The sequence below is a fragment of the Streptomyces ossamyceticus genome (genome assembly GCF_001418475.1).
Taxonomy (GTDB): Bacteria; Actinomycetota; Actinomycetes; order Streptomycetales; family Streptomycetaceae; genus Streptomyces; species Streptomyces ossamyceticus.
The window spans coordinates 15,055-29,527 of record NZ_LIQX01000273.1 but is presented as its reverse complement, the minus strand read 5'-3'; the positions used below and the strand labels follow the sequence as shown (position 1 = coordinate 29,527).

The 14,473-nt window shown below is 66.7% G+C and carries 4 protein-coding genes; 2 read left to right on the top strand and 2 right to left on the bottom strand.

Annotated elements, in window-relative coordinates:
* Nucleotides 1-1,023 precede the first annotated feature (1,023 nt).
* On the top strand, nucleotides 1,024-1,803 hold the full coding sequence (locus AOK15_RS21200) for an RNA polymerase sigma factor (protein ID WP_055519227.1): 780 nt from the start codon (nucleotides 1,024-1,026) through the stop codon (nucleotides 1,801-1,803).
* A 385-nt stretch (nucleotides 1,804-2,188) separates the two neighbouring features.
* Nucleotides 2,189-2,884, top strand: coding sequence for an iron-dependent transcriptional repressor DtxR (locus AOK15_RS21195; RefSeq protein ID WP_478078812.1), 696 nt, complete (start codon nucleotides 2,189-2,191; stop codon nucleotides 2,882-2,884).
* 424 nt (nucleotides 2,885-3,308) lie between these two features.
* Here AOK15_RS21195 and AOK15_RS21190 read toward each other — a convergent pair whose 3' ends face one another.
* Together AOK15_RS21190 and AOK15_RS21185 are read right to left on the bottom strand one after the other, a co-directional pair.
* Nucleotides 3,309-3,908: an SMI1/KNR4 family protein gene (locus tag AOK15_RS21190; RefSeq protein ID WP_240508528.1), complete on the bottom strand. Its 600-nt coding sequence runs from the start codon at nucleotides 3,906-3,908 to the stop codon at nucleotides 3,309-3,311.
* A gap of 8 nt (nucleotides 3,909-3,916) precedes the next feature.
* Complete coding sequence (locus tag AOK15_RS21185; RefSeq protein WP_055519225.1) at nucleotides 3,917-14,416, bottom strand: LamG-like jellyroll fold domain-containing protein; 10,500 nt, start codon at nucleotides 14,414-14,416, stop codon at nucleotides 3,917-3,919.
* Nucleotides 14,417-14,473: the final 57 nt, after the last annotated feature.

Genomic DNA, 14,473 nt, shown 5'->3' with positions numbered 1-14,473 from the left:
CTCCCCCGCCGGCGGGGGAGGACGGCGCCATGTGCACGAGCCGCAGGGTGTCGCCTGCGAGCATGGCGAGGCTCTGTCGGCCCCCGCCAGTGACCTGTCCTCGATACAGTCCAGCACGGATCGCCGACTACTGGCGCGAGCGCGTCAAGCGCGCCGAGCTCCGGCCGGATGAGGTCGGCGAGCTCCTGGTCTTCCATGCCGAGCAGCTCGCTGCCGTGCAGCGGCGCGGACGCCATAACCCGCACCCCCGCGCCGGCGGGGGCCGCGAGTGGGTCCCGGTCGTGAAGGGGCTTGCGCGATCGGCGTCATCATCACCAGGCTGACCGGCAGCTCGACCAGAACCACGGGGTGCCGCTGCCCGCCGGCAGCGTCGGCGGGCAGCGCGAAGAGAGAATGGGCAGCTGGGTTGGAGGGGTCGTCTGAGCTGGTCCCCCTCTTCACTGCCAGCCAGACGGTCCCGCCGAGCAGGATGTGGGCCAGCGAAAACGCTTTCGAAGCCCTAACGGCCGATCAGCTTGTGCAGTACAGGGACACTCACGCCAAAGCCAGTCATACCGGCGAGTAAAGCTGCGGCTGCGGTACCCGTGCTGAGAAGGGTCAGAATTCCGGCGATCGCTCCTACCAGTAGGGCTGCCAGGAGAACGATGGCGGCATGGGCAGTGAGCAGGGGGCCGGGGTCATCAGGTTCCGGGGTGGGCGGTGGCGAGGCCGGAGTCATGAGAACTCCTTGTCCGGAGGAGGAGGTGGGCGGTACCTGATATGTCTTGTCTGCTGGGACACCCCACGGATCTGCGGGCTCGTGCTCGTCTGTAAGGAATCTTGGAAACATTCCGTGGGGTGCCCCAGAGCCGATGACCTATAAGGTGCGTCCGCTTACTGTTCAGGGGCGGCCTGGCACCGTTCCCACGCTCGCAGGTGGGCGGAGGACGACCGTAAGAGAGGGGGCTGCGTATGCATCAGGGTGACGCGGACGGACCATCCGCGGATGCGCACGCTCCGGAACTCCACCCGGTTCGTACGTCCGTGCCGGACCTGCTCTCCTCCGCACTACCTGCCAGTTGCGGGGAGACGGAGGGTCCGCCGACGGAGGCGGCGGCCCGGCAGCGTGATGAAAGCCTCCAGCGACGCAGGGCAGACCAGCGCCTCATCCAGTTGCTGGCCAAGGACGACTTCCGGGGCGCCCGCTACGACGAGTTCGAGAACAACCTTGCACGGTATGCCGTTTCGGTGCTGCGGGCCTGGATGTCATCGGGGTATATCTTCACGATGACTGCGCGTCACGGCTTTGGCCTCGCCCTGCACGAGTATGACCTCGAACGGTTAGCAACCGACAGTGACCTGCGCGATCAACTGGCGACCATGACCGTAGCCGTTTCGCTGCCCCGCTTCCGTGAGAAGGCCCTCGTCAAGGGCGACTGGACGCTGGAGGGCGGCTCCAGTATCACCACCTACTTCCTGGGCGCCTGTCTACACCATTTCTCGAACGAGTTCCGCAGTTATCGCACGAGCGAAGAGCATCACCGCAGGGCGCTGCTGCAGCCCCACTACCTCAGTGAGACGCTGCCTGGCGTGGAAGCGGAGGTGGTCGGCCGAGATCTGCTGCGTGACATGCTCGACGACGTCGCCCCGGGGAAAGCACGCGAACGAGCCATCGTGGCGCTGACACTCGATGGCTACACCCAGCAGGAGATCTGTCACATCCTCAATGAGACATCTATTCGTGCGATCGAGGGCGTCATGCACCGCTGGCGAAAAGCCGCCCAGCGGAAGCTGTTGAGGGACAGAGGTGAAGAACGTGAGTGAAGACGAAGACTTCGCCACACTGATGCGGCAATCATCCCTCGGGTCTCCCGAAGCCCGCCGTGCCCTCGAACGGGTACCCACAGAAGACGCGCAGATCATCCGGCAGATCGCTGAACTCCAAGAACGCATCGCGCACAGTGCGTCAACAGCCGAGGCGGCGAAGGCAACTCTTGCGCTGGTCGGCTTGTTGCGATCCTTTGGATACGCCTGGCGCGAGGAGGTCCCCGACCACGTGCTGCTCTGGGCCTTGAATAATGCATCAGAACCGGGCGGAACGGGTTCCGCGTCTCCTGGTGGACCAGTTGCGGAAGAGGCGCCGCTAAGGGCCGAAGCACAGCAGCCTCAGACGGACAGCCGCAGCACATGGCTCCGTCAGCAAGCACCAGTGCCGTCCGGACTGATCGATATGACGGAGATGTATCTCCGCACCATCCTCGAGTTGGAGGAGGAAGGCGTAGTCCCGGTGCGCGCCCGAATCGCAGAGCGGCTCGGCCAGGGCGGGCCGACCGTCAGCCAGGCCGTGGCGCGCATGGAGCGCGACGGTCTGCTGTCCGTCGCCGCAGACCGCCATCTGGAACTCACCGAAGAAGGCCGCCGATTGGCGACGCGCGTGATGCGCAAGCACCGCCTCGCGGAGTGCCTCCTCGTCGACGTGATCGGCCTGGAGTGGGAGCAGGTCCACACGGAGGCCTGCCGCTGGCAGCACGTGATGAGCGAGGCCGTCGAGCGCCGCATCCTCGAACTGCTGCGCCACCCGACCGAATCGCCCTACGGAAACCCCATCCCGGGCCTGGACGAGCTGGGCGAGAGGGACACCGCCGACCCGTTCTTGGACAACGGTGTGGTGTCACTGTCCGACCTCGCCCCGGGCGTGGAGGGCAAGAGCGTCGTCGTACGGCACATCGGTGAGCCAATCCAGTCCGACGCTCAGCTGATGTACACACTGCGGCGCGCAGGTGTACAGCCCGGCTCGGTGGTGAGCGTCACAGAGTCGGCGGGCGCCCTGCTCATTGGCAGCGGCAGCGAGACCGCAGAGTTGCCAGAAGGAGTGGCCTCACACGTTTACGTCTGGAAGGCATAGCCCAGCGCTGCCCTTGGCGAGGGCATGTGCAGTGTCTGATTCGCAACGGTGGCGAAGGCGACCAGCTGGTCGGGGGTGCGTCGTCCTATCGAAGAGGCGAGGCAATGCCCGCCCAACCGCACCACGAGCCTTCTTTCACAGGTTCGTCGCGGACGGCCGGAGCGACGGTGCCCAGTCCGCTCTGGGCGAATGTCACCGGCAGCCTGAAGGTCAACCCGGTCATCAGCCTGGCCGCCGGGTGGACCTTATTGGACCAGCTCCCGCGCCATCGAGGCCGCCCGCGGCCTTGGCTGAATCGGCGCCTACCACCCCGGATGCGGCTGCCTGCGCCTCCTTGGCCGCCGCATCCGGATCACTTCCTCACTGAACACCCAGCTCTTGCGTCAGGTCATTGCGGCCCGCGCGTACGCACCGCGTGAAGGGTTCACATTCCGCGTTCAGGGCCGTGCCATCTCGTCGACCGCTCCGACTCAGTCATTGGCAGACTCTCGAAGAGGATTGGTCCAGGGTAGAAGACGGCACTGTCGGAACCGAACATGTCTTCACCGATCAGATACCGGTAAAGCCATTCAGAGAACGACATTTTGTACTCATAAAAATCTTGCTCGTCTCCATCGCAAGTCAAGAGCCTCCATTCTCCGGAGTTCCCATCGACCACCCCGAAGACATACTCCCCTCGGTCAGTGTCGACCAGCGGGATGAGGCCAGACGGTCCACCAAAAACGGGGCCATCCGGGAAGCCTGGGCACTCCGCCCCCGTCAGGTCACTGCCCGAGAACGCGTCGACTGTCTCTCTGACCCGATCGCCCAGATTCCACCGATCGGTGGACGGGTGCGCCAGGAAGAGGTGTCCGTTCAGTTGTACGGGCGCGTAACTGCCGATGATCTTCTTGTAGTCGTCGGGCAGTTGGACACCCAACTGCCCCTCCAGAACCTCCCAAGCCGGGGCCGGAGGCGGGACCGTACGCCTCCCCGGCCCCAGCAATCCGGTCACGGGGTCGGTGAAATCACGCGGCATCGTCATCCTCAAGATCACTGCGGACAGTTGGCGGACCCGGTGGTGCGGCCACCCGAGGGAAGTTGGTGGACCACACAGTGCTTGGCCACACCCGTGTTCAGATCTGCGTAATTGTACTCAATCCTAGTCGGGATGCCGGAGTTCGGCCTTCCATAGTGCGGGTTGATATATATGGCTACTTTATGGCCGGATTCGAGCGACTTGCGGATATCTCCCTCGATACCGTCCCTGATGTAAGGGCTATTGGTTCTGCGGTATTGCGCGACAAGGTTGCGAAGGTCCTTTCCGTCACCGCCTGCCAATTTAGGCTGAAGATGTCCGTTGTTAGGGGAATGCCCCTGGCTTCTGATCTCCTCGTAACCGGGAGGACGCTTACTCTCACCCGTTCCCGTACCGGGGCCGGGATGCTTCTTCGTCGTTAGGTCCTGCTGGTCGACGATGCCGAAGACCCCGGTAGCCCGACACTCCTTCTGCCCGGTGAAGTTGTCGTAGTAGCGCTCGCGTGGGAGGTACGTGACATGTCCCGTTGGGCTGGTACCAGGGCCATCGTCACACTTCTTGTCACTGCGAGTCCGCCAATTGTTACCGCCTCCCGGCTCGTCGGAAAGGTCCGGAAGCGGGTAGAGATCTTCTCCGTTGTGCACCGTCGGCGTGAAGAGCGCGATGGCTGCGAGATCGACCATGGCCTGAGCCGTGATCGTGGCAGCCGTGCCCGCACCTGAGGCGACTGACCACGCACCGGAGATCCAGATCGGTGCCACTGGCGGGCGGATGGGCGCGGGGGTTGGGTTGTTTCCGTTGTTGGGGTTCTGGTCGATCGGCGGCTTGGGCGGCTTCGTCGGTTGCGTGCAGGTTCCGTTGCAGACATTGCGGGTGGCGGGTCCATAGGTGCCAGAGCCGTATCCCGTGTCGACGAGTCCGGACCACCCGGCCGACGGACCGGAGAACCTGCGGGACTGCCTCCTGAGCGAATCGGCGAGGCTGCCGGAATAGTCGTGACGCAGACCTCCCCACGAGCCGCCACCCGACGAGGTCAGCCACTTGGTGAGCGCGTAGCCGGCCGCGGCGTTGATGCCGGCGATCGCCCCGCACGCTATCGCGCCGGTGATCGTCCAGCACACCGGGAAGTGTCCCGTGGGGTCAGTAGCGTTCAGTGGTGTGGCGTTGCCGTAGGCGTACCGGTTGGCCTGCACGGACGGCACCGGGTCCAGCTGCCACGTGTCCCGGGAGCTGAAGGAACCCGTGCGTGGTTGGTACCAGCGGGCCGCCATGTTGACGTCGGAGGTGGTGGGGTCGGTGTAGCCGGACTGGTAGCCGACGGCGGGGGTGGTGCCGTTGGTGGCTGTTTCGGTGCCGAAGGGGTCGTAGGCGGTGGAGCCGTTGACCGCGGTGCCATCGGGTGTGAGGCCGACGACGAGGTCGGTGTGCTGGTCGGTCAGGGCCCACTGCTTGGTGGTGCCGATGGAGATGGAGAGGGGGAAGCCCTCGGGGGTGCGGTTGTACTTGCTGGTGCCGTCAGTGGCTGGGTTGTTGGAGCCGCCGTCATAGGTGAAGGCCGCCGAGCCGCGGGTCTGCATGCGGTCGAGGGAGTCGTAGGAGTAGGTGAGGTTGCTGTCGGTGATCTTCCGCTCGAAGGCGTCGAACGTCAGGTTCCTCGTAGTGCCGCCGTTGATCACGGAAGCGAGGGTGCCTCGTGGGGTGTAGGTGAATGTTTGTGAGCCGTCCGTGAGTTGGCGGTTGCGGGCGTCGAAGGTCGCAGAAACCGAACCGGTCTTGGTGCGGTTCCCGGCATCGTCCCACTCGTACGGTGTGGTCGTGTTTCCGTTCGCCCAGGAGGTCAGGCGGCCAGCGTCGTCGTAGGTATAGGAGTTGTCAGCGGCACCCGCTGTGCCGGTGGTCTTCTTGGCTTTCAGATGGTTGTCGAGGTCGTAGGTGTAGTCGGTTGAGGCGATGGTGCCTGTGCCGTCCGGCAGAGTGACCTTGTCGCTCTTGAGGCGTCCGAGGTCGTCATAGTCGTAACTGCGGCGGGTCGATTCCGTCCAGGTTGTGGAACCGGACGGCTTGATCGCGTAGCGCTCCAGCTTCGGACGTCCGGCGGCGTCGAAGTCGTACCAGACTTCGTTGCCAGTGATGGAGTCCCAGGCACGGTCGAGGCGTCCAGTGCTGTCATAGCCGTAATCGGTGCTTCCTGCCCCGGTCTCGCGGTACGTCATATTGCCGTCGGCGTCATAGCTGTAGCGGGTGGCCCCACCCGCACCGCTCGCGGTCAGCAGTTGACCGCGGTCGTTGTAGGTGTAGGTGTTCTGGGCGGCGCCGCCGGCCACGCCGACGACCGTGAGGCGGCCCGCCGGGTCGTATTCCAGAGTGCGAGCAGTCGTGGCCGCCTCCGCGCCAGACCCAGTCTCGCCAGTCAGTCGGCCCAGACCGTCGTAGGTGCGCTCACGCTTGACGCCACCCGGCAGCAGTTCAGTGACGGGCTGTCCGGCCTTGTCGTAGACCGTGGTCCAGGTGCGGTCCGACGGATTGGGCGTGTCTGGTGTGGCGGGTTCGATCGTGGATTCGGGCAGATCCCAGCTGTTGAAGGTGTAGACCGTCGCGTTGGTGCGGCCGTCGGTAAAGCGGGTGCGGTTGCCCTCCGCGTCGTAGCCGAACGTCGTGGTGATTGACTTGGTGGAGGTGACCGGTTCCACCTGCTTGGTCATTCGGCCGAGCGCGTCGTACGTGTACGTGGTGCGTGCTTTGTTCTCCGCGGAGATTACTGCGGTGCGGTTGCCGTCGGCGTCGTACTCCTGACCGACGGTGCGCAGGACAGTGCTGCCCTTGCCGTAGTCGGTGGCGGCAGTGATGGCTCCGAGGGCGTTATAGACGGTGATGGTCTTGCGATCGGTCGCGTCCACGAGTTCGGTCTGGCGACCGAGGCCGTCGTATCCGAAACGCGTGGTGCCGGCCGAGTCGCTGACCGACGTGACTTCTGCCGCCGGGTTGTAAGTGGCCGACATGATCCGCTCGGCGGCTGTTCTCGACGCGGTCTGATTGCCCGCGTCGTCCCACGTGTAGCGGGTGGTCAAGTGCTGGGTGGTCGGGTAGCGCTCGACGGTCGTCGAGGTCAGCTGTCGGCCGAGTTCGTCGTACGTGGCCTCGGTGCGGGCGCCGGTCGGGTCGGTCGCCGAGAGTTGGAGGCCGGTGGGCGTCCACGTGTAGGAGGTAACGCCGCCTCCGTTGGTGGCAGTCTGCGGGCCGAGGTTGATCTCGGAGCTGCCGCCCTCCAGCAGCGCGGCGGTGGCGTCGGCGGGTGGGTCGGTCTTGCTGATCAGCTGACCAAACTGGTCGTACTCATAGCTGGTGACCCGGCCTAGCGGATCGGCGACCGACTTCTCAAGACCGAGCGAGTTGTACGTGGTGCGGGTGGTCGCGGTGAGCTTGGTGCCGCCCGGCGGGGTGTAGTCGGGCAGTGTGACCGCAGTAGTACGGCCGAGCTGGTCGACCTCGGTACGGGTCACCTGTCCCCGGGCATCCTTGACTTCGGTGGCCTCGCCGAAGGTGTTGTAGCCCGTCCGGGTCACCGGCTGCACCGCTGTGGCCGAGGCGCCGTTCTCCTCTGCCTGGACCTGCGGCGCGGTCTGCTGGACCAGGCGGCCCAACTCGTCGTACCGGTAGGTCGTAGTGAAGGCAGAGGCGCTCGCACCAGATTCGTTGCCGCGCGGACTGACCGAGGTCAGCGGCAGGCCTCGCCTGTCGTAGGTGTGGGTGGTGGTGTGCGTGGTGAGGCCATCGGTGACCGTCTGCTTCTTCAGATTCCCGGCGGAGTCGTAGTCGGACGTCGTGGTGAGCTTCTTGTCGCCGGTGATGGTCTGGGTCTGTTGCTCGACCCTGTCGTCTCCGCCGTAGGCAAGGGTGGTGACGCGGTTCAGGCCGCTGGGTTCGAGCACGCTGCGCTCGGTCCGGCCCAGCGCGTCGACGGTGAAAGTCTGCGTGGTCTTCCCGCCGCCGGTCACTTGCTTGATCAGGTTGCCTGCGGGGTCGTAGGTGTTGCTCTCGAGAACGATGTCGCGCTTGCTCGCGTCGGACTGGGTGACCTGCTTGGCAGTGGTCGTGGCCGGCAGGCCGTCGTCGAAGTAGGTGTACGCGGTGGTCGCGCCCATCGCGTCCGTGGTGGAGGCGAGACGGCCGGCCGGGTCATAGGCGTTGGAGACAAGCACGAGGTCCCGGAGCGTTCCGGAGGGGTCGCCCCGCCAGTCGTCGAGGACCGTCTCGGAGTGCTGGCCGCGCGCGGTGTAGGCGTAGGTGAAGTGCGAGTTCGCGGCGTCCGTCATGCCCTCGACGCGGCCCAGCTCGTCGTGCTCGAACCGGGTCGTGTTCAGCTCCGCGTCGGTGACGCTGTCGTTCAGGCCGTGCTCATCGTAGTGGTACGCCGTCACGCGCTCGGCGTCGCCGCCGGTCGTGTCCTTCAACGACTCCGACAGCAGGAGACCGTCCTCGTCGTACGCGCGCCTGATCTGCGCGGTGTGGGTCGTACCGGTGATCTCGTTCTTCACTCCGGCACCGGTCTCGGTGACGACGTGCGAGGCCTTGTCGTAGGCGTAGGTCGTGGCCACGCCGTCCGGGTAGGTGTCGGAGATCTGGGTCTCGGAGAGCTTCCGGCCCAGCCCGTCGTACGTGTACTTGGTGACGAGCCCGGACGGGGTCGTCACCTCGGCAAGGTCGCCGTTGGAGTAGTAGCGGTTCGCGGTGACGGCACCACCGGGGGTGGTCTGCTTGTCGACGAGACCCGCCGGGACAGTGCCGCCGCCGACCGCGGCCTCGGTGCCCGCTGTGTAGGTCGTCGACGAGCTGCTGCCGTCGGCGCGGACCGTGCTGGTGGGCAGGCCCAGGGAGTTGTAGGTGAACGACGTACGGTAGCGGTCGTCCTTGTGGTCCTTGGAGCGCTGGTCGCGGACGGTCAGCGGCTTGTCGTTGCGCAGGTCGAGGGGGTTGGTCTCGTCGGCATGGTAGGTGCTGAACGACGTCCAGCAGGAGTCGGCGTCCCGGCAGGTGGTGGTCGAGACGGTGTTGCCGCGCTTGTCGTGACCGGTGATTGTGGCGTGGCCGTTGGGGTCGGTGACGGTGTGCAGGTTGCCGCCGATGTCGTAGGCGAAGCCGGTGACCGCGCCCGTCGGGTCGGTCTTGGAGACCATCCGCTGGCCGCGCAGCGCGTCGTAGGTCGCCGAGCTGGTCCTCTGCTTGGGGTCGGTCACCTTCACCGTGGCGGTCAGCGCGGAGTCGGCCGGCTCGGCCTGCGCCCGGTAGTGGGCGGAGACCTGGTCGGCGGTCAGCGGGTGCCGGTAGAGGGCGACCTCGTCGAGGGAGCCCTGGTAGTAGTACGGGTCGGGGTCCACGCCCATCCAGCTCTCGCTGGCGTATCCGGCGCCCAGGTAGGCGTACGGACGGGACTGGTCGGAGACCGCGCCTGCAATCGAGCCGACCTTGACGCCGTCGAGGTAGAGGGTTTGGGCGGTGTCGTCGGCGCTGAGCACCACGTGGTGCCACTGCCCGTCCGTCACGGCCTGGGTGGAGGTGATGGGACCGGTTGCTCCGGTCACGCCGGCCCTGCGCAACTCGGCACGCAGTTTGCCTGCCTCATCGATGTTCAGGACGGGACGGAATGAGCCGGGGACCTGGTTGATCGGGGCGTCCTGGAGGCCGAGCAGGACGCCGGTGGGTGTGGAGGTGTTGAACCACAGTTCCACGGCAAGTTCCGTGGTGCCGGCGAGGAGCGATCCGGGCAGTTCGGTGTAGGTTCTGCCGTCGGCGCTCAGGGCGCTGTTGCCGGAGGGCCCGAAGATTCCGTCGTCGTCGAGGCCGGCGTCCACGGCGCCGGTGTCGGGGTGGAAGGTCGCGGTGGCGTCGGATCCGCCGAGTTCGCTGGCGAGCGCTGTCCCGGATGCCTCACCGAGCCGCCAGTAGGCGGCCGGGGTGTCCGCGGTGGTCACGCCCTGGTACTGGGTGTCGCTGCCGCTCGTGAGGTCCTTGCGGGCCTGGAAGTGGGCTGCCGGGGCGTTCGAGCGCGAGGTGCTGGGGAGCCAGCCGCTCCCGAACAGGGTGAACGGGACGATCGCCTTGTCGTAGAAGGCGACCTCGTCGATCTGCCCGGTGAAGTTGCGGTAGCCGTTCGCCTGACCGTCCCAGCCGGTTGATGCGTAGCCACCGCCGATGAGGACGTGAGAGTGGCGCAGCGTCGGCACACCGTACTGGTTGTGTGCCTGCTTCCTGCCGTCCAGGTAGAGAGCCTGGGCTCCGGAGTTGCCGGTGAGCGTGACGTGATGCCAACGGCCGTCGGTCACGGCCTTGCCGGATAGCAGGCTGGTGGCGTCCGGGGAGAACTTGCCGCGCAGCTTGCCGTCGGCGTCGATCAGCAGCATGGGCCGCCAGCCGGTGGGCGTGTCGCCGAACTCGGCGTTCTGCATGGTGGCCAGCACGCCCGGCTCGGTCGTCTTGAACCACAGCTCCACCGACATCGCGGTCGCGGTGCCGAGGGTCTCGGTGGGTACCTCCACGGCACCGGTTCCGTCGAAGGTGGCGGAGGTGTCGTCGCCGCTGGTGAAGATGCCCGGGCTGCCGGGGCGTGCGCCGTCCAGGTAGCTGCCGTTCAGTTCCTCGCCGAGCGGGCTGGCGGCCTCGGCGCCGCTGCGTTCACCGAGCCGCCAGTAGCCGGTGGCTCCACCACCCTGGATCGTCCGCGCGTAGGACGACGAGGCGTTGGAGTATGAGGGGGCTGAGACAGTCCACGTGCCGCCGTTGGCGTCCGTGTGCTCCTTCAGCCGTCCGGAGCCGGAGTCGTACACGGCCGTGGCGTGTACCCGCCCCGACGGCAGGGTGACCTTGGTGATCTGGCCGACGGCGGTGCGGGCCGCGTAGTGCTCGGCCACGGTCGCGGCGTTCAGCGGGTGGGAGTAGAGGGCGACTTCGTCCATCTGTCCGGCGAAGCGGTATTCGCCGGTGGCCACGCCCATCCAGCTGTCGCTGGCGTATCCGGCGCCCAGGTAGGCGTACTCGCGGGACTGGTCGGCCACCGCGCCGACGATCGCGCCGACCTTCTTGCCGTCCAGGTACAGCGTCTGTCCGGTCGCGGACGCGGTGAGCACGGCGTGGTGCCAGGCGTTGTCCGTGACGGCGGTCGTGGAGGTAATCGGTCCGGTCGCGCCGGTGACGCCGACGCGGCGGAATTCGCCCCGCAGCTTGCCGGCCGCGTCGATGTTCAGGACCGGACGGTACGAGGACGGCTTGTCGCCGAGTTCCTCGTCCTGGAGGCCGACCAGTACGGCGGAGGCCTTGGCCGTTTTGAACCAGAGTTCGATGGTCGGGTAGGCCGTCGACTGGAGGGTGTCCGAGGGCAGTTCGACCGCGGAGTCGGTGCCGTCGAAGCCTGCGGACGTGTCCGAGGTGCCGGCGATCGCCGAGGCGCCGCCCAGTGTCACGTCCCGGTAGGCGGCGTCGTTCAGGCCGGTGCGTGAGGGGGCGTCGCTGGCCGCTGTGGCGCCCTCGCTCTCACCGAGTCGCCAGTACGAGGTCGGGGAGGCGTCCAGGACACCGCTGCGGTAGACCGAGCCGGTGTCGTACGCGTACTGGGTGCACTTGGTGGTGGAGGTGGGCGGGCACACCTGGGTCAGGCGGTCGCCGTCGTAGGTGTACGACCAGGTCAGGCCGGGGGCGTCGGGGCCGACCGCGCTCGTGGTCACGGTGTCGACGTGGCCCCCGGACCAGGTGAGGTTCAGTGAGCGGCCGGAGAGTTCGTCGGTGACCTTGGTGACGGGGCCGCCGGTCTCGGTCTGGTGCTGCACCTTCTGGCCGCGTCCTGCGGAGTCGACGATCCGGGAGAGCACGCCGCCGGCCATGAAGTGGTAGACGCTGCCGGACCGTTCACGCAGCTGCCACGCCCCGCTCTGGTTCTGAAGGGTGAGCGAACCGCCTGCCGGGCCCGCGTACGTGCCGTTGGCGTTCTTGCCGAACCTGACCTGGGAGCCATCGGCGAGGGTCACCAGGACCATGCCGGTCTCGGTCTCCTGGCGCAGCCGCATGTCCCAACGGGTGGACCAGCCGGAGCCGAACGCGCCGTCGGAACGCGGGTCGAGGGAGTTGTAGGTACGGGTGACGGCCAGTTCCGGGCCCACGGTGGTGAGCGCGGCGTCCGTGGCGGCGGTGACGTAGTTACCCGAGCGGGTACCGATCTCCTTGCCGCTGTCGGCGCCGCCCAGGTGACCGGTCACGGTCGGCTGCGGCACCTCGGTGCTGATCAGGGCCGCGCCCGGCCGGGCCGAGGTCTCGTCACCGTCGTAGGCGTATGCGTACCACGCATAGGTCTTGCCCCAGGACAGCCAGCCCGACGGCACCGCCCACTGGGTTTCGTCGCTGCGCGTGCCCTTCTTGCAGTTCTTGCGGAGATCGCTGCCTTCGACCTCGCACACCTCGAACGTGTAGTGGAGCGTGGCCTTGGGATAACCGTCGATGTCCTTGCCCTTGGCCCACAGGGTCGGGGTCAGCGTGTCCACGACCGCCCCGCTGCCCGGGGACTCGGCGGTCAGCTGCGGCGGGATGTTCACCGCGGAGAACTTGATGGCGGGTCCGGGGACACCGGCGGTGGTGAAGCGGCTGACGCCGTAGTCGGTCATCGTCCACTGCAGGGTGTACGTGGCCGGGGCCAGGGGCGCGATCTTCGCGTCCACGGTCACGCTTTCGCCGGGCGAGACCGCCTCCGGCATCTCCGTGTACGCGATCTTGTCGCTGTCCTCGATCTCCTTGCCCTTGGAGTCGTACAGGTTGTAGCGCAGCTTGTAGTCGCCGCCCTTGGGCCAGGTCTCCTGACCCTGGTTCTTGATGGTGAGCTTCTGCACGCCCTGGGAGGTGGCGGTCACCGGGGCGGTGAAGTCACCCATCGTGTAGGTGGCGCCGTACTTCGTCCACGTCACGTCCAGGCTGGGCTTGCCGTTCGGGTAGTCGTCGGAGCCGAACTGCTTCCATCCCTTGGAATCGCTGGTAGACGCCTTCACGGCGAGGCCGTAGTTCTTCTTGCGGGCGTGCGTCCAGTCGTTGACCAGCTTGCGGCCGGCCGAACCGAGCTTGATGCTCTCCCAGGCCGGACCGCACGACCACGTCTCCGTGCCCGTCGGCCGCCAGCCGTGCGCGAAGCTCTTCGAGGCCAGCGACGAACCGGTCGACGGACCGGGGTACTTGGTGGTGGTGGACTCCGACCAGTTCGAGGTGATCGGGTGCACCGTCACCGGGCGGGCGGTGCACGACTGCGACCAGGTGTTGTAGAGCGCGAGGTTCGTGTTCAGCACCCACGCGTTCTTCAGCGTGCTCTCCACACCCGTGAACCGCAGGAACGCGGCGGCCTTGTGGCTGCCGCCGTCGTAGGTGCCGACCTTGAGGACGGTGTCGCTGGAGAAGTTCTGGTTGTAGGGGGACTGCACATAGGTCCCCGAGGTGGAGTCGAAGGACTTGACCGACGGGTCGACGCGCACAGGGAAGACACGCTTAGGAGCCGACAGCCATTCCTGGTCCAGCTTCATGACCAGGATCTGACGGCCGCTCGCCTCGTCCAGGCTGTAGGTGACGCCGGAGGATATGGAGCCCTCGTTGGCGTCCTCGGCGAGGTTCGAGTCCTGCATCCATCCGGCGGGCATCCAGGCGTGCTGGTTGCCGTCGGCGTCGGTGAACACGACACTTCCGTGCTCGTCGATCCTCGCGGTCAGCCCCTGGAGATCCAGCGGGAAGCGCCAGGTGGTGGGCGCGTCCGCGTCCTTGAGGATCAGGGTTTCCTTGACCGAGTTGCTGCCCGCGATGAGTTCCAGGTCGGAGTCGCGCCGCACGTCAGGGTAGGTGATGACGCTTCCGTCGGCCTGTCCGACGGCAGCACTCGCGCCGTCGACGGCGTAGCCGATGGACAGGCCGTCACCGACCTGCATACGCACCAGGGGATCGGCGTCGGCCGATCCGGCGAACTCGATCGGCGCCTCGGTGGAGCGGGTCTCCCAGTCACCCTCCTCGGCGCTCATCGTCCTCGGACCGGACTCCTCCTGCGGTATCAGGGTGGTGTCGATGTCCTTCCAGCTTCCGTCCTTCGCACGGAAGTTGACGGGCTCACTGTAGAAGCGCGTGGTGTAGCTGCCGTCCTCGTTCAGGAAGGTGCGTTCGCGTTCCTTGCGCTTGTCCTTGACTTCCTTGCTGTCGTCGGTGTCGAAGCCGTCGGTGGCGGGCGCGCCCGGCGCCGCCACCTGCTTTACCGGTCCGGGCTCGGGCGGCTTCGGCGTACCGCCCAGCTCAGTCGTCCCCGTCCCGCCCTCGGCTGGAAGCTCACTGCGGCCCTTGAGCGGCCCGTCGTTGCCACCCTTCGCGGCTGCATCCGTGGCTTCGGCAGACGCCTTGTGGCTGCGGCCATCAGCGGTGCCCCACTGCTGGTCAGGGCCATCCCCGCTGGAACCGCTTCCCGAGCGGCCGGCTGCCACGACGGCATGCTCGGTTCCGGCCAGCACAGCCATCAGAAGAGCGACAGAAACGACAAGCGGACGTGCCGGACGCACGGAACCCCCCACATC

Excerpts from the sequence above, each read along its gene's own strand:
- AOK15_RS21185 (WP_055519225.1), bottom strand. The coding sequence starts at position 14,416 with ATGGCTGTGCTGGCCGGAACCGAGCATGCCGTCGTGGCAGCCGGCCGC.
- AOK15_RS21190 (WP_240508528.1), bottom strand. The coding sequence starts at position 3,908 with ATGACGATGCCGCGTGATTTCACCGACCCCGTGACCGGATTGCTGGGG.